The sequence below is a fragment of the Streptococcus sp. KHUD_014 genome, assembly GCF_051106275.1.
GTDB lineage: Bacteria > Bacillota > Bacilli > Lactobacillales > Streptococcaceae > Streptococcus.
In genome coordinates this window covers 960,776-986,235 of the sequence record NZ_CP193666.1, presented here as the reverse complement: position 1 = coordinate 986,235, position 25,460 = coordinate 960,776, and the positions used below count along the sequence as shown (strand labels likewise).

The window sequence follows — 25,460 nt, the reverse complement described above, 5'->3', positions numbered from 1 at the left end:
ACACCATGATACACACAATTCAAGCAGACTTTTACCGTCTTTTCCGTTCCAAAGGTTTTTGGATTACAGAGCTCGTTCTCTTTGCTCTCATGTTAATGGGGGCTACTTTCGGAGCTACAGGACAGCTCATATCCGTCAATACAAGTACAAACGTAGAAACCGAACTGCCAAGCAAGGGATGGGATGGGATACAAGCCCTTATTAACACCTCTAGCAATAGCTCAAACCTAGTTTTCCTCTGTATTATCCTTGCTTGCTTAGTTCTAGGAGTTGATCTTATCGGAAAACTCTATAAAAATAGTTTGACAGTGGGTGTTTCTCGCACAGAATTCTTCCTAGCTAAGTTTGTAGTATTAGCAAGTATCGCTCTAATGCAAATTCTTGTTAGCCTAGTCATCGCTTTCGTACCAGCAACTATCCTAAACGGCGTTGGAACGATGCCAGAAGGATTTATTGGCAATCTCCTTCTAACAATTACTCTTCAATTCCTCTGCCTTCTAGCTTGGCTATCTATTGTGTCCTTCATTCTCTATGTGACTCATTCTTATTTGGCTGTTTTCATAGGCTATTTAATCAGTTCTATCTTGCTTTCAACGCCGATGCTTATCTTTCCAGATATCGAGATTTTACGCTATTTATCCTTGAATTTTGCCTATGCCATGACTGCCTATAGTCAAGCTGTTCTATACACCATTATCGTTACAGTGACTGTTATCCTATTCTTCACCATTAGTGGACTTGCTGTTTTCAAAAAGAAAAGCTTATAAAAATGACCTCCTCTGTTCAAAAAGAGGAGGTTGCTTGTTTTAAAAGAGTATCTTAACTGTAAACCAAGCACTATCAGTACTTAGTTGTAGTTCTGCACCAAGGAGATGGGATAATTCTTCTGTAATATAAAGACCTAAACCAGAGGATTCTTCTGTATCTGAGAGGTTTTCAGAGTAAAATCGTTGACTGAGATTTTCAATTTTACGAATGGGTTGTTTGACCAGATTAGCAATTTCCAAACAGATATGATTGTCCACTTCCTTCAGAGAAAATCTCGCTTCATCCTTACCATGTTTTAGAACATTGCCAATAAGATTTTGTAACATACGGTCTAATAAATCTGGATCTGTTAATAAATAGAGACCAGGTTCTACTTGCAAATCAAGGTTAATCTTTGCCGTCTGAAAAGAATCATAATAGGTCAGCAATTTTTGCGTCATAAATGTCGAGACTTCTAACTCAGATAAGTCAGGTTGAACTGCTCCTTCCATTAATCGACGATAGTCCAAAAGAGCCTCTAGACGTTTTGAAACTTGATTGAGATGATGAGCAATTTTTTTCAAGCTCTCAGACTCAGGATTTTCTGTTTTAAGCAATTGCTGAGTGTAACCCGACGCAATCGTTAAAGGCGTCCGAATATCGTGGGCAATATTGCTAATAGCCATGTCCAAAGTCTGCTTCTCTCGCTTCATAATCAAGCGTGACTGCTCAACTTCTTGAAAGAGATGATTGATTTGTTGGTAAAGATGTAAAAAATCCTTTGAGAAAGTTGACACTCCGATTCTCTTCATACTTCCAGTATGAATCTTGTCTTCAACTTGTTGGCTCAAGTTCACGAGTGCTAGATGATAGCGAATCAACCCTATCGTCAATAGGATGATGACCAGCAGCAGCAAAGAAAGTAAAATATAGATCATTGCTCATCTCCTTTTAACCGAACACCAACTCCCCAGATAGTTTCAATATACTCTTGCTCTGGATCCAGTTGGCCTAATTTTTTACGGAGATTACTTAAATGAGTGTTGAGAGTATTGTCACCTGGTAAATAAGTATCCTCCCAGACTAATTCATAGAGTTCTTCTTTCGTGAAAATTTTCTTAGGATGTCTCAGCAAGGTTTGGAGAATCAAGCATTCTTTCTTAGCTAGGCGAATAGTTTCCTGGCTATTTTTGATTTCAAAACTATCTGCATCAAATTGAATATTTTTTAACTGTTGAATCAACTTGTCTGGATGTTCGATTTCAGCTGCTTGCTTGTCACTTTTTTGACGTAATTGTACCGTAATCCTGGCAAAAACTTCATCCAAATCAAAGGGCTTTACAATATAATCATTAGCACCATCTAAGAGATATTGGCTGATGAGCCTTTTATCACTTAGGGCAGTTAGCATGATGACAGGAACTGAACTATCGTGTCTAATGGCTTTTAAAACCTGATCGCCATTTTTTCCTGGAAGCATAATATCTAGCAAGATTAGATCAATGCCACCTTGCTCAAATCGAATCATTCCTTCAGTGCCAGAAAAAGCCTGAATCACCTCATGCTCCTCAGAAAGAAGAGTTCTCAAAATTTCTTGAATCTCATTATTATCTTCAACGATAAGTATTCTAGCCATAAACACCAACCTTTCTAATAGTATTATATCACGTTTTTTTAGGAATTTCGGATAAAGAAAAACTCTCCTTCATGCTTAAATACGAAGAAGAGTTCATTAGCTATTTTAAATTAAAGCTGTCAATGCGGTAATAAGTCCAAAAACGATACCTGGTGCATTAGCTGCTGCCAAAGGAATATCACGTTCTTTTTTAAAGAGACCGTAGTAAACCCAAAGACTGCAGTTAAGTGCAGCTACTGCTGGTTGGATAAAATTCCCTTTTTGACCAGCAAGGTTATTCATAATTTGAGGAATATAAGAGACATACATCATTACAGACATAAAGGTTGCAATCCAACCCAAAGTTTTCATTTGTTTTTCAGACATTTTCTTCTCCTTTCAAAAACATTTTCCATTATACACTATTTGTTTTAATTGTATAAGCCAAAAACTTTTTTGTTAAGAGAATGTAAATTATCACAAGATTGTGACCAGAGGTAACTTGTTTGTTCTTATCTTTAGAAAAGGTATAGTGGCTAACAGTTTTATCATACTATTATTATTTAAAAAATCTCGGATGACCATTTACATCCAAATAAAAAATTACCTTCGCCTCCTTATCTGAAATTACTAATGTATAGTCTTCGAATAAAAAATTATTTGGCGGATACTTTACCAGCATGAACCATAATGTTGAACCTTTGCAATTCATCTTTTCAAACTCATATGGATAAGAGTGCTCTAATCTTAAAAGTTTAGGATCTAAAACACATTCACCCTCAAGTTTATTGTTAGAATGAAAATTTTTACCAATTTCAATAACCTGTAAAGGTGATAAATTCGTCTTCTTTTTCATAGTCATATACCACTGATTTCCATAGAACAAATGAATCTATTATCATTAACTTCAAAAACTGAAACTATGTACTACTTCTTCTCAATCGGTGCTACACTGGCTAAAAGTTTTTTGAGGCCGACTTCTGGGAAATTGATTTTCAATTCCTGAGTAGATCCACTTCCTGAAACTTCTAGAACCGTTCCTTCGCCCCATTTCTTATGAAGAGCAATATCGCCGATAGACCAGCTTGTCTCACTAGAAGCCGATTTTGATCCAGCAGCAAATTGTCCAAAAGGTAGTCCTTTTGATTCAATGGATCTTGGTGCTGCGTTACGTTTACGATCTTGTAGAGCTTGAGCAAGGCTCATGCCTTGACCAAAGGCGACACCTCCACTACTATAGGATGCTTTGAAACTACTATTAGCTGGACGCGCCAAACCTTGATAAGTTAACAAATCTGAACTAATCTCATTGATAAAGCGTGTTGGACGATTATAGTTCGTTCGACCAAACAACAGGCGTGAGTTAGCATTGGTTAGATAAAGGATTTTCTCTGCGCGCGTGATACCAACATAGGCTAGACGGCGTTCCTCTTCTAGTTCATCCATGTCTTCTGCTGCACGACTAAGTGGAAAGACATTTTCTTCCATTCCAATCAAGAATACAACTGGAAACTCGAGTCCCTTGGCCGCATGGAGCGTCATCAAGGTTACTTCTGATGTTTCCTGACTGCCAGAGTCTGTATCTGCAATCAAGGCCAAATCGTTCAAGAAGCGACTGAGCTTATCCAAGCCAGTTTCTTCTTCCTGATTATCTGGATTATCATCAAAGTTCTTGGTAACAGAAAGGAACTCTTCGATATTTTCAACCCGAGCCTTACTTTCTAAGGTTGCTTGAGCATTGAGAATATCCACGTAGCCTGTTTTTTCCAAGACTGCTTCCACTAACTCAGTAATGCTTAATTGATCCAGTTGATCCCGCAAATCAAGAATCATATTGGCAAAATCCCAGATAGACTGGGCTGCCTTACCTTTAATCCCTGATAACATGATGTTAGCTGAAGCATCAAGCATCGACATGTTTTGTAGGTTGGCAAAGTCACGGATTTTCTCTACTGTTCCTGGTCCAATGCCACGTTTAGGTTCATTAATGATGCGTTCAAAACTAATATTATCACTCAAATTGGCAATGAGATTCAGATAAGCGATAATATCACGGATTTCCTTACGGCTATAGAACTTAGTTCCACCGACCATAGTATAAGGAATATTAGACTTGAGCAGAGCTTCTTCAATGGTACGAGACTGGGCATTAGTACGGTAAAGAACTGCAAAGTCCTTGTGGAGGAAGTTTTGGCTTCGACCAAGTTCATCAATGGTTTTGGCTACAAAGACAGCTTCGTCTTGTTCATCATTGGCACGATAGTAGACAATTTGTTCCCCATCCGCATTTTGAGTCCAGAGATTCTTAGGACGGCGATTTTTATTGTTTTTGATAACGTCATTAGCTGCTTGGAGGATGGTCTTGGTCGAACGGTAATTTTCCTCCAACAAAACAACCTTGGCTTGAGGATAATCCTTCTCAAAATCCAAGATATTCTGCATATCAGCACCACGCCAACCGTAGATAGACTGGTCAGCATCCCCTACTACGCAGATATTTTGGAAACGAGAAGCCAAGAGTTTGACGAGTTGATACTGAGCATGGTTGGTATCTTGATACTCATCAACATGAATGTACTGGAACTTCTGTTGGTAATAAGTCAAAACATCGGGATTTTGATCAAAAAGACGTAGAGTCAACATAATCAAGTCATCAAAGTCCACCGACTCTGACTGACGAAGTTCTTTCTGATAGGCCGTATAACACTTAGCTACAATTTGAGTGTACATATCTCCTGCCTGGGCAGCATAAGCAACATCGTCAATCAGATCATTCTTAGCATTGGAAATGGTTCCCAAAATGGTGCGTTCATTCCATTTTTTAGGATCCAAGTTCAACTGCTTGAGAATGCGTTTCATGAGCGTTCGCTGCTCTCCAGGATCCACAATCGTGAAATTGCGATTGTAGCCAATGTGATCCGCATCGCGACGTAGGATACGCACGCACATAGAGTGGAAGGTCGAGATCAAACAATCCTGAGTAGCTGGGTTGAGCCCATAAGCACGCTCCTTCATTTCACGTGCTGCCTTATTAGTAAAGGTAATGGCCAAGATATTCCATGGCTTGACCATCTTTTCATCAATTAAGTAGGCAATACGGTGGGTTAAAACTCGTGTCTTACCAGATCCAGCACCCGCCATGATCAGCAAAGGACCTTCAGTCGTTTGAACAGCCTCAGCTTGACGGTCATTCATCCCCTTTAATAATTCGTTCATTTTCTCTTCCTTATTCTTCAAGTCAATGTTTCTATTATATCAAAAAATTTTGAAAATAACTTTTCTCAGAAACCTTCTGATTATTTTAGTTGGCAAGACAAGAAGAGGCTGGGACAAAAGTCCTAGCCTCTCAATTCTCTTTTGATTGTCGAGTAAGACGCAGTGGTTGAGTGGGCTCTACTACGCTGATTTCATCAGCTTTTACAGCCCTACTCAACTGTGCGGAGGTGGGACGACGAAATCGAATTCTAACGAATTACCGATTTCTGTCCCACTCTCAGTAATTCTTCTATTAATCCTTTATTGACTGCAAAAGTGCCATTAGGGCTTGGGCAGAACGACGTCCTGCTTCTACGATAAATTCATCAAAGGAAACGGATGCTTCATGGTTGGCATTGTCACTCATGGCACGAACGACTATGAAAGGTAGGTTCAAAGCATGAGCTGCTTGAGCAATAGCAGCCCCTTCCATCTCTACAGCAAGAACTTGAGGGAAGTGCTCTTTTATCGCTTTGATTTTATCTTCTCCAGCAACAAAACTGTCTCCTGTCGCAATCAAACCTAAATGCCAAGTTTGTTCCAGTTTAGACAAACTCTCTTGAATCAAACTGATAAAATTTTTGTCTGATTCAAAATAGAGAGGCTGTTGCGCCATTTGACCGTAATCATAGCCAAAGGCAGTCACATCAACATCGTGATAGGCAAGCTTGTCTGCAATCACTACATCGCCTACTGCAATCCCATTTGCCACTGCACCAGCAGATCCAGTATTAATCACTGCATCCACCTGAAAGTGATCCGCTAAGATAGCGACACTCATAGCAGACATGACTTTTCCGATTCCACTCTCTACAAGTACAAGCTCGACAGAACCAATCTTACCAGTATGATAGCTATTTCCCAGAACCTTTTCTTCGCTGGCATCGTCCAAGTGTTGAATCAAGTAAACTAGCTCTTCTGGCATAGCTGCAATAATTCCAATTTTCATGATAGACCCCTTAAATAAATCTCATTGCTAGAATCAACAAAATCAAGAGAAAAATAACTGCAAATAGAATTTTATTCAATTTAGAATTAAAGACATTTCTCTTAGTATTTTCAATCCGACGACTTTTGTGAATAGAAGGTTCAACTTCGATGGTCAGTGTATCCTGGCTAAAACCATGATCTCTGGTTCGTGAATAGCCAAAATTTTGAGAAGAAGTCGGTAAAATCTTAGTTTCCTCATCATCTAGCAAGGGAGGACCTGAGATGTCCTCTCCTCGATTGGCACGTTCAATCATTTCATCTGTTAATAAAGGTTTACCCATGGGTTCCTCCACTATTTTTTTGTAATTCCCAGTACTGGATAGCCATGATGGTCTTTGCATCACAAATATCTCCTGACTGGATCAGTGCTTTAGCTTGGTCAAGATTGACTTCAAGCAACTCCAAAGTCTCATCTTCATCCTGAGGACGAGGATTTTCAACTTTTGTCAAATCACTTGCCAAGTAAAGTTTTAAGCGCTCGTTACAAAATCCAATCGCTGAGTAAAAATCATAGACAAGGCTTAATTTTCCAGTATAGGCTGCCTCTTCCTCTAATTCACGAAGGGCTGCTGCTTCTGGATCTGCATTTTCACCTACTTCAAGCTTACCTGCAGGAATTTCATAAGAAACTTTCTCAATTGCCTTACGATATTGTTTAACTAAGACAATCTTATTTTCTGGAGTAACTGCTAAGACACATACCGCTCCATTGTGAAAAATCAAATCACGTTGCGCTCTACCTTTGCCAGAAGGGAGTTCAACCTGGTCTTGAACCAATTGGAAGATCGGTCCTTTATAGATTTCTTTACGACTTATAGTCTTTTCTTCGAATTCCATCGTTAGCTCCTATTTATTGTTAGGATGATGAGGGAGGCGAGTTGCATATTCATCCTTATTGACTTGACGACCTCGTCCAATAGCAATGGCATCAGCAGGAACATTCTTAGTGATGGTAGAACCAGCACCAACAAGAGAGTTATCTCCAAGCTCTACTGGAGCAATGATAGTTGAATTAGATCCGACAAAGACATTGTTTCCAATGGTTGTTTTAAATTTGTGTTGACCATCGTAATTTACAGTAATCGTTCCTGCACCGAAGTTGACATCACTACCAACCTCACAGTTACCAATATAAGTTAAATGACCAGCTTTTGTATTTTCACCGATGCTAGATCCTTTGACTTCAACAAAGTTTCCAATGTGCACATCTTTTGCAAGGCTTGATCCCGGACGGACATGAGCATAAGGACCAACTGTAACGCCATCAGCAACTGAGCTTTCCTCAATCATCGAGTTTGTAATCACTGTCCCTGAACCGATACTACTATCAACGATATAAGTTCCGTTGGTCAAAACAGTTCCTGTACCAACCTTACTAGAACCTTTGAGGGTTACATTTGCTTCGATTTGAACTTCTGGAGCGATCTCAACATCAATGTCAATGTAAGTAGCTTCAGGATTCACAAAACTAACCCCATTGACCATATGCGCTTGGTTAATACGGCAACGCATAATGCCTTCAGCTGTCGCAAGGGCAACACGGTCATTAACTCCTAGACTTTCCTCAAAGTCTTTCAGAGTATAGGCACCAACCTTTTCCCCTGCTTCACGGAAAATGCCGATGACATCAGTAATGTAGTATTCACCTTGAGCGTTGTTGGTATTGATATTCTTAAGAGCTTCAAAAAGACGAGCGTTATCAAAGACATAGGTTCCTGTATTGATCTCCTTGATTTGTTTTTCAAAATCAGTCGCATCCTTCTGCTCAACGATACGGAGCACTTCAGCATTCTCATTACGAACAATACGTCCATAACCAAATGGATCTTCAGCTTCTGCCGTAAGGATTGTAGCTACATTCTTGTGATTTATGTGGAAATCAATCAAATTTTTAAGACTTTCCCCAGTGATTAATGGTGTATCACCAGCAATGACCAAAGTTTGACCAGAAAGACCTTCAAGAATTGGCTCAGCCATCATGACTGCATGACCAGTTCCCAATTGCTCAGACTGTCTCACAAAATCAGTTTGACCAGCCAAGACTTGCTCCACTAGTTCTGCTTTGTGTCCAACAACCGTTACTGTTTTTTCAGGCTTAATTGCCCCTACACTACGAAAAACATGCTCAAGCATTGAAATTCCTGCAACCTTGTGCATGACTTTAGGTAGATCTGATTTCATACGGGTACCTTTACCCGCTGCTAAAATAACTGCATAATTTGCCATATTTTTCTCTTTTCTATAGAAATTCCTTTTAATTATATCATATTTTTGCTCTTTCAAACACAAAAGAAGTCAAGTGACCTAAAACAGAGTCTTTACGGTACAATTTCGAGTATTTTTTTTGATTTTTTCCCCCATTTACGATAAACTATAGAAGTATGAGAAAGAAAATTAATCCCGCTTTTATTTTTACTGTATTAGCTCTTATCGTGGGGGTTTTGATCCTAAATCGACCCAAGTTTGAAGACCATCCCGTCAAAACAAAGCAAAATCCAGTTCAAGTAGAAACTCAAGCTTTACATAATATCAATAAACCTATTGTTGATGTTTCTGGTTGGCAAAGGCCGTCAGAGATTAATTATGACACCTTATCTCAAAATATCTCTGGTGCGATTGTTCGCGTTCATAGTGGAGGTCAAGTTTCTGAAGAAAATGACGCTGCCTATAAAAATGGAGTCGATAAGGTCTACAAGGAACATATCACAGAGTTTCAAAAACGAAATATCCCAGTAGCTGTTTACGCTTATGTTGCTGGGAAAAGCGTAGAAGAAATGGAAAAAGCTGCCGAAGTCTTTTATAACGCTTCTTCTCCCTATAATCCTAGCTACTATTGGTTGGATGTTGAAGACAAGACTATGTCTGACATGAACAAGGGTGTTGAGGCCTTTCGTGCTAAATTAGCTTCATTGGGAGCTAAAAATATTGGCATCTATGTTGGTGTCTACTTTATGGAGGAGCATAGTATCAGTACGGAGAATTTCTCAGCAATCTGGATACCGTCCTATGGAACCAACTCGGGTTACTACGAGAGTGCTCCCAATACAGATCTTAACTATGATCTTCACCAATACACCTCTCATGGAAGCCTTGGAGGCTTTGAACATCATCTAGATTTGAACCTTATTTCTTCATCAAAGAACAAGGAAGAAACCTTTAGAAAATTATTCTTAAAACCCTAACAACTATCACAATGAGCAAGTCAGACATTGCTTTCTGCTTGCTTTTCTTTATTTTGTAGTATGGAAATACTATAAATATCTTTAAACTAATTTGAATTTTGGAGAATCTTTATGTTATCATGGCTATCAAAAATTATTAAGGGAATTGTTATTGCTCTCGGTTTTATTTTGCCAGGAATTTCTGGAGGTGTACTTGCCGCTATCTTGGGAATTTATGAGAGAATGATTCGTTTCCTTGCTCATCCTTTCAAGAATTTAAAAGAAGATCTACTCTTTTTCCTACCTGTCGGTATTGGAATGCTCCTAGGTATCGGCCTTTTCTCATATCCTATTGAGTACCTTCTCGAAAATTATCAAGTATATGTCTTGTGGAGTTTTGCTGGTGCCATCATCGGAACTATTCCAAGTCTTGTCAAAGAATCTACCCGTGATTCCGAGAGAGATAAGATTGATCTCATTTGGTTTTGGGCAACCTTTATCCTTTCAGGTTTTGCCCTCTACGCCTTGAACTTTGTCGTCGGATCGTTGTCAGCTAGTTTCCTTAACTTTACTCTTGCTGGATGCTTATTAGCACTTGGAATTTTAGTGCCAGGACTTAGCCCTTCTAATCTACTTTTAATCCTTGGTCTTTATAGTCCAATGCTAACTGGATTTAAGACTTTTGATTTATTCGGAACCTTCCTTCCAATAGGAATTGGAGCACTTGCTACTCTTGTCATTTTTTCAAAATTTATGGACTACGCTCTCCGTGTCTATCAATCTCGTGTTTACCACTTTATCATCGGAATTGTTCTTTCAAGTACAATCTTAATCCTCATTCCAAATGCTGGTAATGCTGAAAGCATCAGTTACAGTGGATTATCTCTTGTGTCTTATGTCATCATCGCATTTTTCTTCGCTCTAGGTATTTGGTTAGGTATTTGGATGAGTCAATTGGAGGATAAATACAAATAATGGCTAAAAAAGTAAAAGTCAAAAAAACATTGGTGGAACAAATCCTGTCTAAAGCAGGTATCCCACATCAGGGGATTCAAATCAATGCCTTGGAAGGAGAGCTTCCTCAAGGTTATCAACGAGATCAGATTTTCAAGACTTTAGCCCTTCTGGGAGATAAGACCGGTCCCATTATCGGTATCCTTCCTATCACTGAACACCTTTCTGAAAAGAAGCTGGCAAAGATTTCTGGTAATAAGAAAGTCAGCATGATTCCACAAAAAGACCTTGAAAAGACAACAGGCTATATCCATGGCGCCAATAATCCAGTTGGAATTCGTCAAAAACATAACTACCCTATCTTTATCGATCAAAGTGCACTTGAGATTGAAGAAATGATCGTTTCGGCAGGTGAAGTTGGGCATAGTATTATTATCAACCCAAAAGACCTTGCAAGCTTTGTTAAAGCAGACTTTGCAGATATTTTAGAAGGACAATGATCAATGAAACTATACTTTGTTCGCCACGGTAAAACTCTTTGGAATCTTGAAGGACGTTTTCAAGGGGCAAGTGGTGACTCACCACTCCTTGAGAAATCCATTGAGACCTTAGAAAAATTGGGCCAGTATCTCCAGGTAATTCCATTTGATGTGATTTATTCTAGTGATCTTCCTCGTGCCGTAACTTCTGCTCAGATTATCCAAAGTCAACTGAAAGAATGCTGTCCCTTACAAGAAACATCCCTTCTAAGAGAATGGCAACTTGGAAAACTTGAAGGAGCAAAATTTGCAACTTTAAAAGCAATCTATCCTGAGCAAATGAATGCTCTCCGTAGCAATTTAGCGAAGTTTGATTCGACTATGTTTGGTGCTGAGTCCGTTTATCAAACAACACAACGAACTATCAATTTTGTTAAATCACTTCAAGATCAAGATTTTGATCATGTTTTAATCGTCGGTCACGGAGCCAATCTCACAGCAAGTATACAAACTCTGCTAGGTTACGATGTTCCTCTACTTAGAAAAGATGGTGGTCTAGCAAATGCTAGTGTTACCGTTCTAGAAACATCCGACTTTGAAAACTTCAATCTTATAGTCTGGAATGACACTTCTTATCAAACATAGAACTGAACTTAACAATCACTGTTAAGTTCTTTTTATATTTTGTAGAATATCCGTGAATTTATTTGACATTTATGTTAAAATGGGAGTATCGCAATATAGACTCATCCTATCAAGTATTGAGTAAAAACCAGGAGGAAACCATGTCAACAGAACATATGGAAGAACTAAATGACCAGCAGATCGTTCGCCGCGAAAAAATGGCTGCGCTCCGTGAACAAGGAATTGATCCTTTCGGTAAACGTTTTGAACGTACTGCCAACTCTCAAGAACTAAAAGATAAATACGCTGATCTCGATAAAGAAAAACTACACGAATTAAACGAAACTGCTACTATTGCAGGTCGTCTTGTTACCAAACGTGGTAAAGGTAAGGTTGGATTTGCCCACCTTCAAGACCGCGAAGGTCAAATCCAAATCTACGTTCGTAAGGATGCTGTCGGTGAAGAAAACTACGAAATCTTTAAAAAGGCTGACTTAGGAGACTTCCTTGGTGTCGAAGGTGAAGTTATGCGTACTGATATGGGAGAACTCTCTATCAAGGCAACTCACATTACTCACTTGTCTAAAGCTCTTCGTCCACTTCCTGAAAAATTCCACGGACTAACTGACGTTGAAACCATCTACCGTAAACGTTACCTTGATTTGATTTCAAACCGTGAAAGCTTTGAACGTTTTGTTACTCGTTCAAAAATCATCTCTGAAATTCGTCGTTACCTTGACCAAAAAGGATTCCTTGAAGTGGAAACACCTGTTCTTCACAATGAAGCTGGTGGTGCTGCTGCTCGTCCGTTTATCACTCACCACAATGCCCAAAACATTGACATGGTGCTTCGTATCGCGACTGAGCTTCACTTAAAACGCCTTATCGTTGGTGGTATGGAACGTGTTTATGAGATTGGCCGTATCTTCCGTAACGAAGGAATGGATGCTACACACAACCCTGAGTTCACTTCTATCGAAGTTTACCAAGCTTATGCAGACTTCCAAGACATTATGGACTTAACTGAAGGCATTATCCAACACGCTGCTAAAGCTGTTAAAGGTGATGGTCCAGTCAACTATCAAGGAACTGAGATCAAGATCAATGAACCATTTAAACGTGTACACATGGTTGATGCAATCAAGGAAATTACAGGTGTTGATTTCTGGAAAGATATGACTTTCGAAGAAGCTAAGGCAATCGCAGCTGAGAAGAAAGTTCCAGTTGAAAAACACTACACTGAAGTTGGTCATATCATCAATGCTTTCTTTGAAGAGTTTGTTGAGGAAACCTTGATTCAACCAACCTTTGTCTATGGACATCCAGTAGCAGTATCTCCACTTGCTAAGAAGAACCCTGAAGATGATCGCTTTACTGATCGTTTCGAGCTCTTCATCATGACCAAAGAATACGGTAATGCCTTTACTGAGCTGAACGACCCAATCGATCAGCTTAGCCGTTTTGAAGCCCAAGCTAAAGCAAAAGAACTTGGTGACGATGAAGCGACTGGTATCGACTACGACTACATCGAAGCCCTTGAATACGGTATGCCGCCAACAGGTGGTTTGGGAATCGGTATCGACCGTCTCTGCATGCTCCTCACTGATACTACTACTATCCGTGATGTATTGCTTTTCCCAACTATGAAATAAAATATAAATCTCCTAGTCACATTCTAGGAGATTTTTTAGTATTCAAATAAAAGACAAACCCGATTTTGAGCTTGTCTTTTTTTTGTTCAATTAGAATAATCCAAGAACAGTTCCATCACTTTCTACATCCATGTTGAGAGCTGCTGGTCGTTTTGGAAGTCCAGGCATAGTCATGACATCACCAGTTAAGGCAACGATGAAGCCTGCACCAAGTTTTGGTACCAGTTCACGAATAGTAATTTCAAAGTTTTCAGGTGCACCAAGAGCATTTGGATTATCTGAGAAACTGTATTGAGTTTTGGCCATACAGATTGGTAATTTGTCCCATCCGTTTTGAACGATTTTAGCGATTTGAGTTTGAGCTTTCTTCTCAAAGTTAACCTTGCTACCACGGTATATTTCAGTCACAATCTTTTCAATTTTTTCTTGAACAGAAAGGTCGTTGTCATAGAGACGTGTGTAGTTTGCTGGGTTTTTGTCGATTGTTTTTACGAGAGTTTCAGCCAGAGAAACTCCTCCTTCAGCTCCATCAGCCCATACGCTAGCTAATTCGACTGGTACATTGATTGAAGCACACAGTTCTTTCAAAGCTGCAATTTCCGCTTCTGTATCTGAAACAAATTCATTGATAGCAACAACCGCTGGAATGCCGAACTTACGGATATTCTCAACGTGGCGTTTCAAGTTTGCAAATCCAGCACGTACTGCTTCCACATTTTCCTCTGTCAGAGCATCCTTTGCAACTCCACCATTCATTTTAAGGGCACGAAGAGTCGCTACAATGACTACTGCACTTGGAGCTGTTGGCAAGTTTGGAGTCTTGATATCCAGGAACTTCTCTGCACCAAGGTCTGCACCAAAGCCAGCTTCTGTTACAGTATAATCAGCTAAACGAAGAGCTGTTTTTGTCGCCAATACAGAGTTACAGCCGTGGGCAATATTGGCAAATGGACCACCGTGTACGAATGCTGGTGTTCCATAGATTGTTTGCACCAAGTTTGGTTTGATAGCATCTTTCAAAATCAATGCTAAGGCACCCTCAACCTGTAAATCACCAACCGAAACTGGTGTACGGTCATAACGGTAGCCGATGACGATATTTGCCAAACGACGTTTCAAATCTTCAATATCAGTTGCCAAACAAAGGATAGCCATGATCTCTGAAGCAACTGTGATATCAAAACCATCTTCACGTGGAATACCATTAAGCGGGCCACCAAGACCAACAGTTACATGGCGAAGAGCACGGTCGTTTAAGTCAACAACACGTTTCCAAAGAATACGACGTTGGTCGATTCCTAGCTCATTTCCTTGGTGCAAATGGTTGTCAATCAAGGCAGAGAGAGCATTGTTTGCAGTTGTGATAGCGTGCATATCTCCAGTAAAGTGAAGGTTGATGTCTTCCATTGGTAATACTTGAGCATAACCACCACCTGCTGCCCCACCTTTAATCCCCATGACAGGACCAAGAGAAGGTTCGCGAATAGCAATCATGGTTTTCTTGCCAATCTTATTCAAAGCATCCGCAAGCCCGATGGTAATAGTTGACTTTCCTTCACCAGCAGGTGTTGGATTGATAGCAGTAACTAAAATCAATTTACCGACTGGATTACTTTCAACCTCACGAATCTTATCAAAGCTTAGCTTAGCCTTATATTTTCCATACAACTCCAAATCATCGTATGAAATACCAAGTTTCTCTACAACATCAACGATTGGTTTCAATTCGATACTCTGTGCAATTTCAATATCTGTTTTCATAATGAACTCCTCTACCTCAAATGTGTTAATTCATTATAACACAAAACAAGATTTTTAACAGACATAAAGCTTGATAACGTTCGTAAATATAGCGTCCTCAAAGGATTTATCGGCTACTATTTAAATTTTTATATGCCTTTATAAGTTTTAACTATAGTTTAAAGTTGGGATTTCACATAATATTTTATCGCTTTCATTTTACTTACTGCTCATTTTTTTGTACAATAGTTCTATGAAAATTTTAGTTACATCTGGTGGTACAAGCGAAGCCATTGATAGAGTTCGCTCCATTACCAACCACTCTACCGGTAGACTTGGTAAAGTAATAACTGAGGCTTTACTAAAGGCTGGGCATCAGGTCTGTCTGATTACTACGCAACAAGCGTTAAAACCAGCTCCACACTCAAATTTATCCATCATTGAAATCAAAAACACTTCCGATTTACTTCGAGAGATGAAACGGATTGTTCCTGATTATCAAGTTTTGATTCATTCCATGGCAGTTTCTGACTATAGTCCTGTTTACATGACTGGTCTTGACCAAGTTCAAGCAAGCCAAGATTTAAGTGAGTTTTTGCATAAGAAAAATATGGAAACAAAGATCTCCTCTAAGGATGAGGTGCAAGTCCTATTTCTCAAGAAAAATCCTAAAATTATTTCTCTTGTCAAAGAATGGAACCCAAGTATTCATCTCATCGGCTTTAAACTGCTTGTCGATGTTACCAAGGAGCATCTGATTCAAATCGCTAGAGAAAGTCTTGAAAAGAATCAAGCTGACTTGATTGTCGCTAATGACCTCACTCAGATTAATGCTGATCAGCACCTGGCTTATCTAGTAGAAGAAAAAGATTATCAGCTTGCTACTAGCAAGCAAGAAATTGCTGACTTGTTAGTGGAAAAAATTCAAGGATTTGACTGTTAGAAAGGAAAATTATGGCTCGTATTACACTCGCTGTTACAGGCTCTATTGCTTCTTACAAGGCTGCTGATTTGATTAGTAACTTGAAGAAACAGGGGCATTCTGTTACTGTACTTATGACCCAGGCTGCGACTGCCTTTATCCAACCTTTAACCCTTCAAGTCCTATCTCAAAATACGGTACATCTGGATGTTATGCAGGAACCTTATCCTGACAAAGTCAATCATATCGAACTTGGCAAAGAAACAGATTTGTTTATCCTTGCCCCTGCTACCGCTAATACGATTGCAAAAGTAGCATATGGTTTTGCCGATAATATGGTAACCTCTACTGCTCTTGCCTTGCCCCACTGTATTCCAAAACTAGTGGCACCTGCTATGAATACCAAAATGTATGACCATCCATCAACTCAAACAAACTTAAAAACTTTAGAAACTTATGGTTATACAATTATTGCTCCAAAAGAGTCCCTACTGGCCTGTGGCGATGTAGGACGGGGTGCTCTTGCTGATCTTGATACTATTTTACAACAGATAAAGGAAAAACTTCATGAACAAACGCTCTAATATTGCTCCTATTGCTATCTTTTTTGCCAGCATGATTGTCATTCATTTGCTGAGCTCTATTGTCTTTAATGTCTTGCCATTTCCAATTAAACCAACCATTGTCCATATCCCGGTCATCATTGCTAGTATCATCTACGGACCACGAATTGGGGCTATCTTAGGTTTCTTGATGGGAATGATTAGCTTGACTGTCAATACGATCACTATTCTCCCAACTAGCTACCTCTTCTCTCCTTTTGTACCAAATGGGAATTTAGCTTCACTTGCTATTGCTATTATTCCTCGTATCTTAATCGGTTTGACACCATACTTTGTCTATAAACTCCTCAGAAACAAGGCGGGGCTTATCTTTGCGGGAGCTCTCGGTTCACTTACTAATACTGTATTTGTACTAGGCGGTATCTTCTTCCTCTTTGGAAATGTTTTTGATGGAAATATCCAGAAACTATTAGCTACTGTTATCTCAACAAACTCTATCGCAGAACTGATTATCTCAGCAATACTTACCCTAGTTATTGTTCCGAGACTTGAGAAAATCAAAAAATAAGAGGTCGGGAAAATCCCGACCTCGATTTTTATTTGCGCTGAAACTCTGCTCCAGCATTTAGTGGATCTTAAAGACTTAGAAAATCCTTTGAAAGAAGGTTTTTCTCTATCTAAAAGCTTGATTGAAAAGACTCACTGATATGGGAAAAGGCATCAATCTTGGTCAAATATTTACTTTCCCACAGCCTTTTATCTACTTATTATTGTGCTAGACGTGCTTCTTCTAAAATCTTTTCAATCTTTGTTGTCAGCAAATCAATAGCTACTGTATTGGTCACTCCTTCTGGAATAACGATATCTGCATAACGCTTGGTTGGCTCAATAAATTGATGATACATGGGTTTCACCACACCAAGATATTGGTCAATAACGCTATCAAGGCTACGACCACGCTCTTCCATATCACGTTTAATACGGCGAATGATACGAACGTCATCGTCTGTATCTACGAAAATCTTGATATCCATCAAATCACGAAGTCGTTTGTCCTCCAAAACCAAGATTCCTTCTACGATAAAGACATCCTGAGGTTCTTGGCGATAGGATTTTGAACTTCTAGTATGAGCAGCGTAGTCATAGGTAGGAATATCTACAGGACGCCCCGCCAACAATTCCTTAATTTGCTCAATCATCAAATCAGTATCAAAAGCAAAAGGGTGGTCATAGTTGGTTTTGATTCTTTCTTCAAAGGTTAGATGAGATTGATCTTTATAGTAGGAATCATGCTCAATCATAGCTATTTTCTCGTTTGGAAAATGCGATAAGATTGCTTTAGATACGCTTGTCTTTCCTCCTCCAGATCCCCCTGTTACTCCGATAATGATTGGTCTATTTTGCATTGTAGCCTCCTTGTATTTTCCCTTGTCTATTTTACCATATTTTTGATAAATTTTACAGATGGAGTTTTCTACAAAATAGAAGAAAAAGTCCTCATAGCTAGAAGCTACAAGGATTTGTACTTGATTAATCGAAGTCAACGTATTCTTTAGAAAGTTCAAGAACTTCTTCCATTGTTGAACATTCTGTAAGAGCGCGGTTAGCGTATTCTTGCATTTTAGCAGTGTCAAGTTTCTTCATCAAGCTACGTGTACGAAGTACAGATGTAGCTGACATAGAGAACTCATCCAAGCCCATTCCGACAAGAAGTGGAACAGCTGTTTGGTCACCAGCCATCTCACCACACATACCAGCCCATTTACCTTCAGCGTGAGCTGCTTTGATAACGTTGTTGATCAAACGAAGGATCGATGGGTTATATGGTTGGTAAAGGTATGAAACTTGCTCGTTCATACGGTCTGCTGCCATTGTGTATTGGATCAAGTCGTTTGTACCAATTGAGAAGAAGTCTACTTCTTTTGCAAATTGGTCTGCAAGCATAGCTGCCGCAGGAATTTCAATCATGATACCAACTTGGATGTCATCCGCAACTGCAACACCTTCAGCAAGAAGGTTAGCTTTTTCTTCATCGAAGACTGCTTTAGCTGCACGGAATTCTTTCAAAAGCGCAACCATTGGGAACATGATACGCAATTGACCGTGTACAGAAGCACGAAGAAGAGCACGGATTTGAGTGCGGAACATTGCATCTCCAGTTTCAGAGATAGAGATACGAAGAGCACGGAAACCAAGGAATGGGTTCATTTCATGTGGCATATCGAAGTAAGGAAGCTCCTTGTCACCACCGATATCCATTGTACGAACGACAACTGGTTTACCGTTCATTCCTTCAAGAACAGCCTTGTACGCTTCGTACTGTTCGTCTTCAGTTGGGAAGTCTTGAGAATCCATGTACAAGAACTCTGTACGGTAAAGACCTACAGCTTCTGCACCGTTTTCGTTAACACCTTCAACGTCTTTTGGAGTACCAATGTTGGCAGCCAATTCGAAGTGTTTACCGTCAGCAGTAACAGTTTGAGCATCCTTCAAGAGTGCCCACTCAGCTTTTTGTTGAGCGTAAGCTTCACCAGCTGCTTTAAATTCAGCTGCTTGTTCTTCACTAGGGTTAATAATCACTTCACCTGTAATACCATTAACAGCAAGTAGGTCACCATCTTTAACGATTTCAGTGATATTGTTTGTACCCAAAACAGCAGCGATTTCAAGTGTACGAGCCATGATAGCTGAGTGACTTGTACGACCACCAATGTTTGTTACAAAAGCTTTTACAAAGTTTTTGTCCAATTGAGCTGTATCAGATGGAGTCAAGTCGTGAGCAATCACGATCACTTCTTCATTGATAGAAGCTGGGTTTGGCAATTTTTTACCAAGGAGGTTAGCCAATACACGTTTTGTTACGTCGCGGATATCCGCTGCACGTTCTTGCATGTATGGGTTGTCTTCCATGCCTTCAAAGATTGTGATAAACATATCTGTAACTTCTTTCAGACCTGCTTCTGCATTCACTTTCTTAGCACGGATAGTTTCTTTGATTTGACCAATCAATTCAGGGTCAGCAAGAACCATCAAGTGAGCGTCAAATACTTGTGCCGCTTCTTCACCAAGCGTACCTACAGCCTTCTCGCGGATAAGAGAAAGCTCGTTTTGAGAAGCTTCAAGAGCAACATCCAAACGAGCCTCTTCTGCATTTGTATCTTCGACTGTAACAGTCTCGAATGATAAATCCGGTTGAACGAGTAGATATGCTTTTGCAACTGCAACACCGTCAGATGCTGCGATTCCTTTAAGCATTTCTGTCATTTCCTTATGCCAATCCTTCTTTTTCCATTGTTTCTGAGATTGCAGCGATAGCGTCATCAGCGTCTGCACCTTCAGCAGTGATTGTAACGTCAGCACCTTGACCAACACCAAGACTCATTACACCCATGATAGATTTAAGGTTAACTGATTTACCTTTATACTCAAGAGTGATATCTGAAGCAAATTTGCTAGCAGTTTGTACCAACAATGTTGCTGGACGTGCGTGGATACCTGTTTCTGCCACTACGTGGAAATCTTTAGAAGCCATAGTTTGACTCTCCTTTAATAGTTTTCTTGTTGGGTTATATCTGATAACCCTTACAATTTAGTATTATATCACCTTCATTGATATTTTTCAAGTGTTTTATGGACTTTCTTCAATTTCCTTTCAGATAACTTGCAGAAAATCTTCTATAATATTTAGCAAAACACAGTATGTAGTTTTGGTGAAAATCCTAATCATTGAAATAATGCTTTTTCGCTAGTTGTTTTCAAAATCTACACTATATATTGTGTTTGTAGGTAAAATCAGTAAAACAATTACACAAGATTTAGTTTTAGAAAGTTGACAAAGTTTTTTTTTCTGATATACTAAGAAAGTAATTAATTTTTAAAGAGGACTTACACAATGGTAACCGTATATTCTAAAAACAACTGTGTCCAATGTAAAATGACCAAACGCTTTTTGGACAGTAATAATGTTGAATATAAAGAAATCAATCTTGATGAACAGCCTGAATACATTGATCAAGTAAAAGAGCTTGGCTTTAGTGCTGCTCCTATCATTCAGACACCAACAGAAGTTTTCTCTGGTTTCCAACCAGGTAAACTCAAACAACTTGCTTAAGAATCAAGACAAAAGCTTCTATGTCTATCTTAGAAGCCTTTCTTTTGTAATTAGATAAAGGATTTTTTATGGGATTAAAACAACTTGAAGATGTGACTTACTTCCGTCTTAATAACGAAATTAACCGTCCTGTGAATGGACAAATCATGCTTCACAAAGACAAGGAAGCTCTTGAAGCCTTCTTTAAAGAAAATGTTGTACCTAATACAATGGTTTTTCATTCAATTACGGATAAAATTAATTTCCTTATTGAACATAACTATATTGAAACAGCATTTATCAAGAAATACCGTCCAGAATTTTTGGAAGAACTATCTGAATTTATCAAAGACCAAAACTTCCAATTTAAGTCTTTCATGGCTGCCTATAAATTCTATAATCAATATGCCTTGAAGACTAATGATGGGGAATACTATCTTGAGAGCATGGAAGACCGTGTCTTCTTTAACGCCCTTTATTTCGCAGATGGTGATGAAGCGATTGCTATTGATATCGCTAATGAAATTATCCACCAACGTTATCAACCTGCTACACCTTCTTTCTTGAATGCTGGTCGTGCTCGCCGTGGTGAATTGGTATCGTGCTTCTTGATCCAGGTAACAGATGATATGAACTCTATCGGACGTTCTATCAACTCAGCTCTTCAACTTTCACGTATCGGTGGCGGTGTCGGAATTTCCCTCAGCAACCTTCGTGAAGCTGGTGCTCCTATTAAAGGATATGAAGGAGCCGCATCTGGTGTCGTTCCGGTTATGAAGCTTTTCGAAGATAGCTTCTCTTACTCAAACCAACTTGGGCAACGTCAAGGTGCTGGGGTTGTTTACCTCAACGTCTTTCACCCAGATATCATCGCCTTCCTTTCAACTAAGAAAGAAAATGCCGATGAAAAAGTTCGTGTCAAGACTCTCTCACTTGGGGTTGTGGTACCAGATAAATTCTACGAATTAGCACGTAAGAATGAGGAAATGTACCTCTTTAGTCCTTATTCTGTTGAAAAAGAGTATGGTGTACCTTTTAACTACATCGATATCACAGAAAAATACGATGAATTGGTGGCAAATCCAAACATCCGTAAGACAAAAATTAAGGCGCGTGATTTGGAAACTGAAATTTCTAAATTGCAACAAGAATCTGGTTATCCTTATGTCGTCAACATTGATACTGCTAACCGTGCAAATCCAGTTGATGGTAAGATTATCATGAGTAACTTGTGTTCTGAGATTCTTCAAGTCCAAGAACCAAGTCTTATCAACGATGCTCAAGAATTCCTTAAAATGGGGACTGATGTCTCATGTAACCTTGGTTCAACAAACGTGGTCAACATGATGACTTCGCCTGACTTTGGTCGCTCTATTCGTGCAATGGTTCGCGCTTTGACCTTTGTAACAGATAGCTCACACATCGTTGCTGTTCCAACTATCGACCACGGGAACAGTCAAGCTCATACCTTTGGCCTCGGTGCTATGGGACTTCACAGCTACCTTGCTCAGCAATTGATTGAATACGGATCTCCTGAATCTGTTGAGTTCACCAGCATTTACTTTATGCTCATGAACTACTGGACCTTGGTTGAGTCAAACAATATCGCACGTGAACGTGGTGTTACCTTCCACAACTTTGAGAAATCAGACTATGCTAACGGAAGCTACTTTGACAAGTATTTGACAGGCCAGTTTGTTCCAAAATCAGACCGTGTTAAAGAACTCTTTAAAGATGTCTTTATTCCAAGTGCTGCAGACTGGGCTGAACTTCGTGATAAAGTTAAAACCGATGGTCTTTACCACCAAAATCGCCTTGCTGTAGCGCCGAATGGTTCTATCAGCTATATCAACGATGTATCTGCTTCTATCCATCCAATTACGCAACGTATCGAAGAACGCCAAGAGAAGAAAATTGGTAAGATCTACTACCCTGCTGCAGGATTGTCAACAGAAACGATTCCTTACTACACTTCTGCCTACGATATGGATATGCGTAAGGTCATCGATGTGTACGCAGCTGCAACTGAACACGTAGACCAAGGACTTTCACTCACACTCTTCATGCGTAGTGATATTCCAACAGGACTTTACGAATGGAAGAAAGAAAATAAACAAACGACACGTGACTTGTCTATCCTTCGTAACTACGCCTTTAACAAGGGCATCAAGTCTATCTACTACGTCCGTACCTTTACCGATGACGGCGGAGAAGTTGGCGCTAACCAATGTGAGAGCTGTGTGATTTAATTCGTCTCTCAAAAGTATCGCATTTACTCAATCCATTAAACGTATTTTTCTGATAAAATCATGTAAGAACATAAAAGTCGGGCTTCCGACTTTTTGTTCGATTATAGCATAGAATTATGATAAAATAAGAATGATTATGTTATCGCATTACTACATACAGAAAGAGATTTCAAATGAAAACTTACTACAAAGCCATTAACTGGAATGCCATCGAAGATGTCATCGACAAATCAACCTGGGAAAAACTGACGGAGCAATTCTGGCTCGATACGCGTATCCCCTTGTCAAACGACTTGGATGACTGGAGAAAGCTTTCCAACAAGGAAAAAGACCTTGTTGGTAAAGTTTTTGGTGGTTTGACCCTGCTTGACACCATGCAATCAGAAACTGGTGTCCAGGCTCTTCGTGCTGATATTCGTACACCTCACGAGGAAGCTGTTTTTAACAATATCCAGTTTATGGAATCTGTTCATGCCAAATCTTATTCTTCTATCTTCTCAACCTTGAATACCAAGTCTGAAATTGAAGATATTTTTGAATGGACTAATACCAATCCATATCTTCAGAAAAAAGCTGAAATTATCAATGAAATCTACCTAAACGGAACGCCACTTGAAAAGAAAGTAGCTAGTGTTTTCCTTGAAACCTTCCTCTTCTACTCTGGTTTCTTCACTCCACTCTACTATCTAGGAAATAACAAGTTGGCTAACGTTGCTGAGATCATCAAGTTAATCATTCGTGATGAGTCAGTTCATGGAACCTACATCGGCTACAAGTTCCAGCTTGGTTTCAACGAATTACCAGAAGAAGAACAAGAAAAACTCAAAGAATGGATGTACGACCTGCTCTACACTCTTTACGAGAATGAAGAAGGCTACACAGAAAGCCTCTATGACGGTGTTGGTTGGACTGAAGAAGTTAAAACTTTCCTTCGCTACAATGCTAATAAGGCCCTTATGAACTTGGGACAAGACCCTCTCTTCCCGGACTCAGCGGACGATGTAAACCCAATTGTTATGAACGGGATTTCAACTGGTACATCAAACCACGACTTCTTCTCTCAAGTTGGTAATGGTTACCTACTTGGTGAAGTTGAAGCTATGCAAGATGACGACTATAACTATGGTCTAGATTAATACAAGACTTAAAAAAACATCTGACTTGTTTAAAAACTCAGATGTTTTTTTGTTTTTGTTTATTTTTGTTCTTTACATTGATTGATTTTCTAGTTTATGGTATTATAGTAATAGATATGGAGGTGATCCGATGCTTAAGCAAGAAAAATTAGATACTATCTTAGAAATTGTTAATACAAAAGGAACGATCACTGTTAAAGAGATTATGAGTCGCCTAGATATTTCAGATATGACTGCTAGACGTTATTTACAAGAGTTGGCGGATAAGGATTTACTGGTTCGTGTTCATGGTGGAGCCGAAAAACTTCGAACAGGTTCCTTATTAAATAATGAGCGTTCTAATGTTGAAAAACAAGGACTACAAACAGCAGAAAAACAAGAAATTGCTCGCTTTGCCAGTCACTTAGTTGAAGAAAGAGAAACTATTTTTATCGGTCCAGGTACTACGTTAGAGTTCTTTGCGCGTGAGCTTTCTATCGATAACATCCGTGTTGTTACCAATAGTTTGCCTGTATTTCTCATTCTAAACGAGCGTAAGCTAACTGACCTAATTCTAATCGGTGGTAATTATCGTTCAATTACAGGAGCATTTGTAGGCACTCTAACCCTCCAAGATATTGCCAGTTTGCAATTTTCAAAAGCCTTCGTTAGTTGTAATGGTATCAAGAATCAAGCTATCGCTACTTTTAGTGAAGACGAAGGGGAATCTCAGAAATTAGCACTGGAAAATGCCAATAAAAAGTATCTCCTAGCTGACCATAGCAAATTTGATAAGTTTGATTTCTTTACATTTTACAACATTTCAGATATCGATACTATTATCACTGATTCTAAATTAAGTGACGAAACACTCCTATCCCTATCTAAACAAACTAAAATTATCAAGTCTAAACCTTAAACTCTACAACTAGTCATAGAATCTAGTAGCTACTACTATTTTCATGGCTAGTTTTTTTATTTTACAGAAATTAAAAAAAGTTAGCGCGATGTTTATAGATATTTACAAACCACAAATATTATAGAACGAAAAAAACCTGAAAGTTATATCTTTCAGGTTTTTTGATCGAATTAATCAACTAATAGAATCGTTAGAAGATTTATTCTTCATCATCACGCTTACGACGTTTAGCCACTAATCCTAATCCTGTTAGACCTGCTACAGCTCCAAGAAGAGCATTTGTAGCTGAAGCTGTTGTTCCAGTATTTGGAAGCTGCTTACGTGTTTTACTGCTATCAGCTTGAGGAGTTTGACTAGTTGAAGTCGAGTGAGCCATTGATTGGCT

Annotated in this window: 27 protein-coding genes; 13 read left to right on the top strand and 14 right to left on the bottom strand. The window is 39.2% G+C overall.

Annotation, left to right across the window (positions count from 1 at the left end; translation table 11 throughout):
• The first annotated feature begins 5 nt into the window (after positions 1-5).
• Positions 6-767: an ABC transporter permease gene (locus ACORHT_RS04755; RefSeq protein ID WP_434350787.1), complete on the top strand. Its 762-nt coding sequence runs from the start codon at positions 6-8 to the stop codon at positions 765-767.
• A 39-nt stretch (positions 768-806) separates the two neighbouring features.
• Here the strand turns inward: ACORHT_RS04755 and ACORHT_RS04750 are convergent, their stop codons facing one another.
• The 9 genes from ACORHT_RS04750 to glmU all read right to left on the bottom strand — a co-directional run bounded on the left by ACORHT_RS04750 (position 807) and on the right by glmU (position 8,833).
• Positions 807-1,685 carry a sensor histidine kinase gene (locus tag ACORHT_RS04750; RefSeq protein ID WP_434350786.1) on the bottom strand — a complete coding sequence of 293 codons (879 nt, stop codon included), beginning with the start codon at positions 1,683-1,685 and terminating at the stop codon, positions 807-809.
• A complete protein-coding gene (locus ACORHT_RS04745) occupies positions 1,682-2,383 on the bottom strand; it encodes a response regulator transcription factor (protein WP_434350785.1) in 702 nt (233 codons plus the stop codon). The genes ACORHT_RS04750 and ACORHT_RS04745 overlap by 4 nt, the downstream gene beginning before the upstream one ends.
• 105 nt (positions 2,384-2,488) lie before the next feature.
• Positions 2,489-2,749 carry a SemiSWEET family transporter gene (locus ACORHT_RS04740; RefSeq protein ID WP_049509788.1) on the bottom strand — a complete coding sequence of 87 codons (261 nt, stop codon included), beginning with the start codon at positions 2,747-2,749 and terminating at the stop codon, positions 2,489-2,491.
• 172 nt (positions 2,750-2,921) lie between these two features.
• Complete coding sequence (locus ACORHT_RS04735) at positions 2,922-3,218, bottom strand: hypothetical protein (RefSeq protein WP_434350784.1); 297 nt, start codon at positions 3,216-3,218, stop codon at positions 2,922-2,924.
• A 71-nt stretch (positions 3,219-3,289) separates the two neighbouring features.
• Positions 3,290-5,578: a DNA helicase PcrA gene (gene pcrA, locus ACORHT_RS04730; RefSeq protein WP_434350783.1), complete on the bottom strand. Its 2,289-nt coding sequence runs from the start codon at positions 5,576-5,578 to the stop codon at positions 3,290-3,292.
• A 292-nt stretch (positions 5,579-5,870) separates the two neighbouring features.
• Positions 5,871-6,566 (bottom strand): 5'-methylthioadenosine/adenosylhomocysteine nucleosidase, encoded by a 696-nt coding sequence (locus ACORHT_RS04725; RefSeq protein WP_075230177.1) that lies wholly within the window; start codon positions 6,564-6,566, stop codon positions 5,871-5,873.
• 10 nt (positions 6,567-6,576) lie between these two features.
• Positions 6,577-6,888, bottom strand: coding sequence for a cell wall synthase accessory phosphoprotein MacP (gene macP / locus ACORHT_RS04720; protein WP_060955683.1), 312 nt, complete (start codon positions 6,886-6,888; stop codon positions 6,577-6,579).
• Entirely contained in the window at positions 6,881-7,444 is a 564-nt protein-coding gene (locus ACORHT_RS04715; RefSeq protein WP_075230178.1) for an NUDIX hydrolase, read from the bottom strand. Before ACORHT_RS04715 ends, macP begins: the two co-directional genes overlap by 8 nt.
• 9 nt (positions 7,445-7,453) lie before the next feature.
• Positions 7,454-8,833, bottom strand: a complete 1,380-nt coding sequence (gene glmU / locus ACORHT_RS04710) for a bifunctional UDP-N-acetylglucosamine diphosphorylase/glucosamine-1-phosphate N-acetyltransferase GlmU (protein WP_075230179.1) — start codon at positions 8,831-8,833, stop codon at positions 7,454-7,456.
• 155 nt (positions 8,834-8,988) lie between these two features.
• Here glmU and ACORHT_RS04705 point away from each other — a divergent pair, with 155 nt between their 5' ends.
• From ACORHT_RS04705 to lysS, 5 genes are all read left to right on the top strand, one after another.
• Positions 8,989-9,789 (top strand): glycoside hydrolase family 25 protein, encoded by an 801-nt coding sequence (locus ACORHT_RS04705; RefSeq protein ID WP_434350782.1) that lies wholly within the window; start codon positions 8,989-8,991, stop codon positions 9,787-9,789.
• 111 nt (positions 9,790-9,900) lie between these two features.
• Entirely contained in the window at positions 9,901-10,743 is an 843-nt protein-coding gene (locus ACORHT_RS04700) for a DUF368 domain-containing protein (RefSeq protein ID WP_075230181.1), read from the top strand.
• A complete protein-coding gene (locus ACORHT_RS04695) occupies positions 10,743-11,222 on the top strand; it encodes an aminoacyl-tRNA deacylase (protein WP_434350781.1) in 480 nt (159 codons plus the stop codon). The genes ACORHT_RS04700 and ACORHT_RS04695 overlap by 1 nt, the downstream gene beginning before the upstream one ends.
• Positions 11,223-11,225: 3 nt before the next feature.
• Positions 11,226-11,846: a histidine phosphatase family protein gene (locus tag ACORHT_RS04690; RefSeq protein WP_434350780.1), complete on the top strand. Its 621-nt coding sequence runs from the start codon at positions 11,226-11,228 to the stop codon at positions 11,844-11,846.
• Between the two features lie 140 nt (positions 11,847-11,986).
• Positions 11,987-13,477 (top strand): lysine--tRNA ligase, encoded by a 1,491-nt coding sequence (lysS, locus tag ACORHT_RS04685; RefSeq protein WP_075230184.1) that lies wholly within the window; start codon positions 11,987-11,989, stop codon positions 13,475-13,477.
• A 90-nt stretch (positions 13,478-13,567) separates the two neighbouring features.
• Here lysS and ACORHT_RS04680 read toward each other — a convergent pair whose 3' ends face one another.
• On the bottom strand, positions 13,568-15,238 hold the full coding sequence (locus tag ACORHT_RS04680; RefSeq protein WP_434350779.1) for a formate--tetrahydrofolate ligase: 1,671 nt from the start codon (positions 15,236-15,238) through the stop codon (positions 13,568-13,570).
• Between the two features lie 232 nt (positions 15,239-15,470).
• Between ACORHT_RS04680 and ACORHT_RS04675 the strand changes: the two genes are divergently transcribed.
• The 3 genes from ACORHT_RS04675 to ACORHT_RS04665 are packed head-to-tail and all read left to right on the top strand — an operon-like array spanning position 15,471 to position 17,270.
• Complete coding sequence (locus ACORHT_RS04675) at positions 15,471-16,160, top strand: phosphopantothenate--cysteine ligase (protein WP_434350778.1); 690 nt, start codon at positions 15,471-15,473, stop codon at positions 16,158-16,160.
• Positions 16,161-16,171: 11 nt separating this feature from the next.
• Complete coding sequence (gene coaC / locus ACORHT_RS04670) at positions 16,172-16,723, top strand: phosphopantothenoylcysteine decarboxylase (protein ID WP_434350777.1); 552 nt, start codon at positions 16,172-16,174, stop codon at positions 16,721-16,723.
• Entirely contained in the window at positions 16,707-17,270 is a 564-nt protein-coding gene (locus ACORHT_RS04665; RefSeq protein ID WP_049526104.1) for an ECF transporter S component, read from the top strand. Before coaC ends, ACORHT_RS04665 begins: the two co-directional genes overlap by 17 nt.
• Positions 17,271-17,469: 199 nt before the next feature.
• Here ACORHT_RS04665 and udk read toward each other — a convergent pair whose 3' ends face one another.
• From udk to ACORHT_RS04650, 3 genes are all read right to left on the bottom strand, one after another.
• Complete coding sequence (gene udk, locus ACORHT_RS04660) at positions 17,470-18,108, bottom strand: uridine kinase (protein WP_434350776.1); 639 nt, start codon at positions 18,106-18,108, stop codon at positions 17,470-17,472.
• Between the two features lie 124 nt (positions 18,109-18,232).
• A complete protein-coding gene (ptsP, locus tag ACORHT_RS04655) occupies positions 18,233-19,966 on the bottom strand; it encodes a phosphoenolpyruvate--protein phosphotransferase (protein WP_414319695.1) in 1,734 nt (577 codons plus the stop codon).
• 4 nt (positions 19,967-19,970) lie between these two features.
• The gene (locus ACORHT_RS04650; RefSeq protein ID WP_000146952.1) at positions 19,971-20,234 is read right to left on the bottom strand and encodes a phosphocarrier protein HPr; all 264 of its coding nucleotides are present in this window, start codon (positions 20,232-20,234) and stop codon (positions 19,971-19,973) included.
• Between the two features lie 360 nt (positions 20,235-20,594).
• On the opposite strand from ACORHT_RS04650, the gene nrdH reads away from it, so the two are divergent.
• From nrdH to ACORHT_RS04630, 4 genes are all read left to right on the top strand, one after another.
• Complete coding sequence (nrdH, locus tag ACORHT_RS04645) at positions 20,595-20,813, top strand: glutaredoxin-like protein NrdH (protein ID WP_000259242.1); 219 nt, start codon at positions 20,595-20,597, stop codon at positions 20,811-20,813.
• Positions 20,814-20,881: 68 nt separating this feature from the next.
• Positions 20,882-23,041, top strand: a complete 2,160-nt coding sequence (gene nrdE, locus ACORHT_RS04640; RefSeq protein WP_434350775.1) for a class 1b ribonucleoside-diphosphate reductase subunit alpha — start codon at positions 20,882-20,884, stop codon at positions 23,039-23,041.
• A gap of 173 nt (positions 23,042-23,214) precedes the next feature.
• Positions 23,215-24,177, top strand: coding sequence for a class 1b ribonucleoside-diphosphate reductase subunit beta (nrdF, locus tag ACORHT_RS04635; protein ID WP_434350774.1), 963 nt, complete (start codon positions 23,215-23,217; stop codon positions 24,175-24,177).
• Between the two features lie 130 nt (positions 24,178-24,307).
• Complete coding sequence (locus tag ACORHT_RS04630) at positions 24,308-25,075, top strand: DeoR/GlpR family DNA-binding transcription regulator (protein WP_434350773.1); 768 nt, start codon at positions 24,308-24,310, stop codon at positions 25,073-25,075.
• A 199-nt stretch (positions 25,076-25,274) separates the two neighbouring features.
• On the opposite strand, the gene ACORHT_RS04625 is transcribed toward ACORHT_RS04630, so the two are convergent.
• Positions 25,275-25,451, bottom strand: a complete 177-nt coding sequence (locus ACORHT_RS04625) for an LPXTG cell wall anchor domain-containing protein (protein ID WP_075230193.1) — start codon at positions 25,449-25,451, stop codon at positions 25,275-25,277.
• Positions 25,452-25,460: the final 9 nt, after the last annotated feature.

Coding starts and splice junctions, on each gene's coding strand:
- ACORHT_RS04755 (WP_434350787.1), top strand. CDS start 6: ATGATACACACAATTCAAGCAGACTTTTACCGTCTTTTCCGTTCCAAA.
- ACORHT_RS04750 (WP_434350786.1), bottom strand. CDS start 1,685: ATGATCTATATTTTACTTTCTTTGCTGCTGCTGGTCATCATCCTATTG.
- ACORHT_RS04745 (WP_434350785.1), bottom strand. CDS start 2,383: ATGGCTAGAATACTTATCGTTGAAGATAATAATGAGATTCAAGAAATT.
- ACORHT_RS04740 (WP_049509788.1), bottom strand. CDS start 2,749: ATGTCTGAAAAACAAATGAAAACTTTGGGTTGGATTGCAACCTTTATG.
- ACORHT_RS04735 (WP_434350784.1), bottom strand. CDS start 3,218: ATGAAAAAGAAGACGAATTTATCACCTTTACAGGTTATTGAAATTGGT.
- pcrA (WP_434350783.1), bottom strand. CDS start 5,578: ATGAACGAATTATTAAAGGGGATGAATGACCGTCAAGCTGAGGCTGTT.
- ACORHT_RS04725 (WP_075230177.1), bottom strand. CDS start 6,566: ATGAAAATTGGAATTATTGCAGCTATGCCAGAAGAGCTAGTTTACTTG.
- macP (WP_060955683.1), bottom strand. CDS start 6,888: ATGGGTAAACCTTTATTAACAGATGAAATGATTGAACGTGCCAATCGA.
- ACORHT_RS04715 (WP_075230178.1), bottom strand. CDS start 7,444: ATGGAATTCGAAGAAAAGACTATAAGTCGTAAAGAAATCTATAAAGGA.
- glmU (WP_075230179.1), bottom strand. CDS start 8,833: ATGGCAAATTATGCAGTTATTTTAGCAGCGGGTAAAGGTACCCGTATG.
- ACORHT_RS04705 (WP_434350782.1), top strand. CDS start 8,989: ATGAGAAAGAAAATTAATCCCGCTTTTATTTTTACTGTATTAGCTCTT.
- ACORHT_RS04700 (WP_075230181.1), top strand. CDS start 9,901: ATGTTATCATGGCTATCAAAAATTATTAAGGGAATTGTTATTGCTCTC.
- ACORHT_RS04695 (WP_434350781.1), top strand. CDS start 10,743: ATGGCTAAAAAAGTAAAAGTCAAAAAAACATTGGTGGAACAAATCCTG.
- ACORHT_RS04690 (WP_434350780.1), top strand. CDS start 11,226: ATGAAACTATACTTTGTTCGCCACGGTAAAACTCTTTGGAATCTTGAA.
- lysS (WP_075230184.1), top strand. CDS start 11,987: ATGTCAACAGAACATATGGAAGAACTAAATGACCAGCAGATCGTTCGC.
- ACORHT_RS04680 (WP_434350779.1), bottom strand. CDS start 15,238: ATGAAAACAGATATTGAAATTGCACAGAGTATCGAATTGAAACCAATC.
- ACORHT_RS04675 (WP_434350778.1), top strand. CDS start 15,471: ATGAAAATTTTAGTTACATCTGGTGGTACAAGCGAAGCCATTGATAGA.
- coaC (WP_434350777.1), top strand. CDS start 16,172: ATGGCTCGTATTACACTCGCTGTTACAGGCTCTATTGCTTCTTACAAG.
- ACORHT_RS04665 (WP_049526104.1), top strand. CDS start 16,707: ATGAACAAACGCTCTAATATTGCTCCTATTGCTATCTTTTTTGCCAGC.
- udk (WP_434350776.1), bottom strand. CDS start 18,108: ATGCAAAATAGACCAATCATTATCGGAGTAACAGGGGGATCTGGAGGA.
- ptsP (WP_414319695.1), bottom strand. CDS start 19,966: ATGACAGAAATGCTTAAAGGAATCGCAGCATCTGACGGTGTTGCAGTT.
- ACORHT_RS04650 (WP_000146952.1), bottom strand. CDS start 20,234: ATGGCTTCTAAAGATTTCCACGTAGTGGCAGAAACAGGTATCCACGCA.
- nrdH (WP_000259242.1), top strand. CDS start 20,595: ATGGTAACCGTATATTCTAAAAACAACTGTGTCCAATGTAAAATGACC.
- nrdE (WP_434350775.1), top strand. CDS start 20,882: ATGGGATTAAAACAACTTGAAGATGTGACTTACTTCCGTCTTAATAAC.
- nrdF (WP_434350774.1), top strand. CDS start 23,215: ATGAAAACTTACTACAAAGCCATTAACTGGAATGCCATCGAAGATGTC.
- ACORHT_RS04630 (WP_434350773.1), top strand. CDS start 24,308: ATGCTTAAGCAAGAAAAATTAGATACTATCTTAGAAATTGTTAATACA.
- ACORHT_RS04625 (WP_075230193.1), bottom strand. CDS start 25,451: ATGGCTCACTCGACTTCAACTAGTCAAACTCCTCAAGCTGATAGCAGT.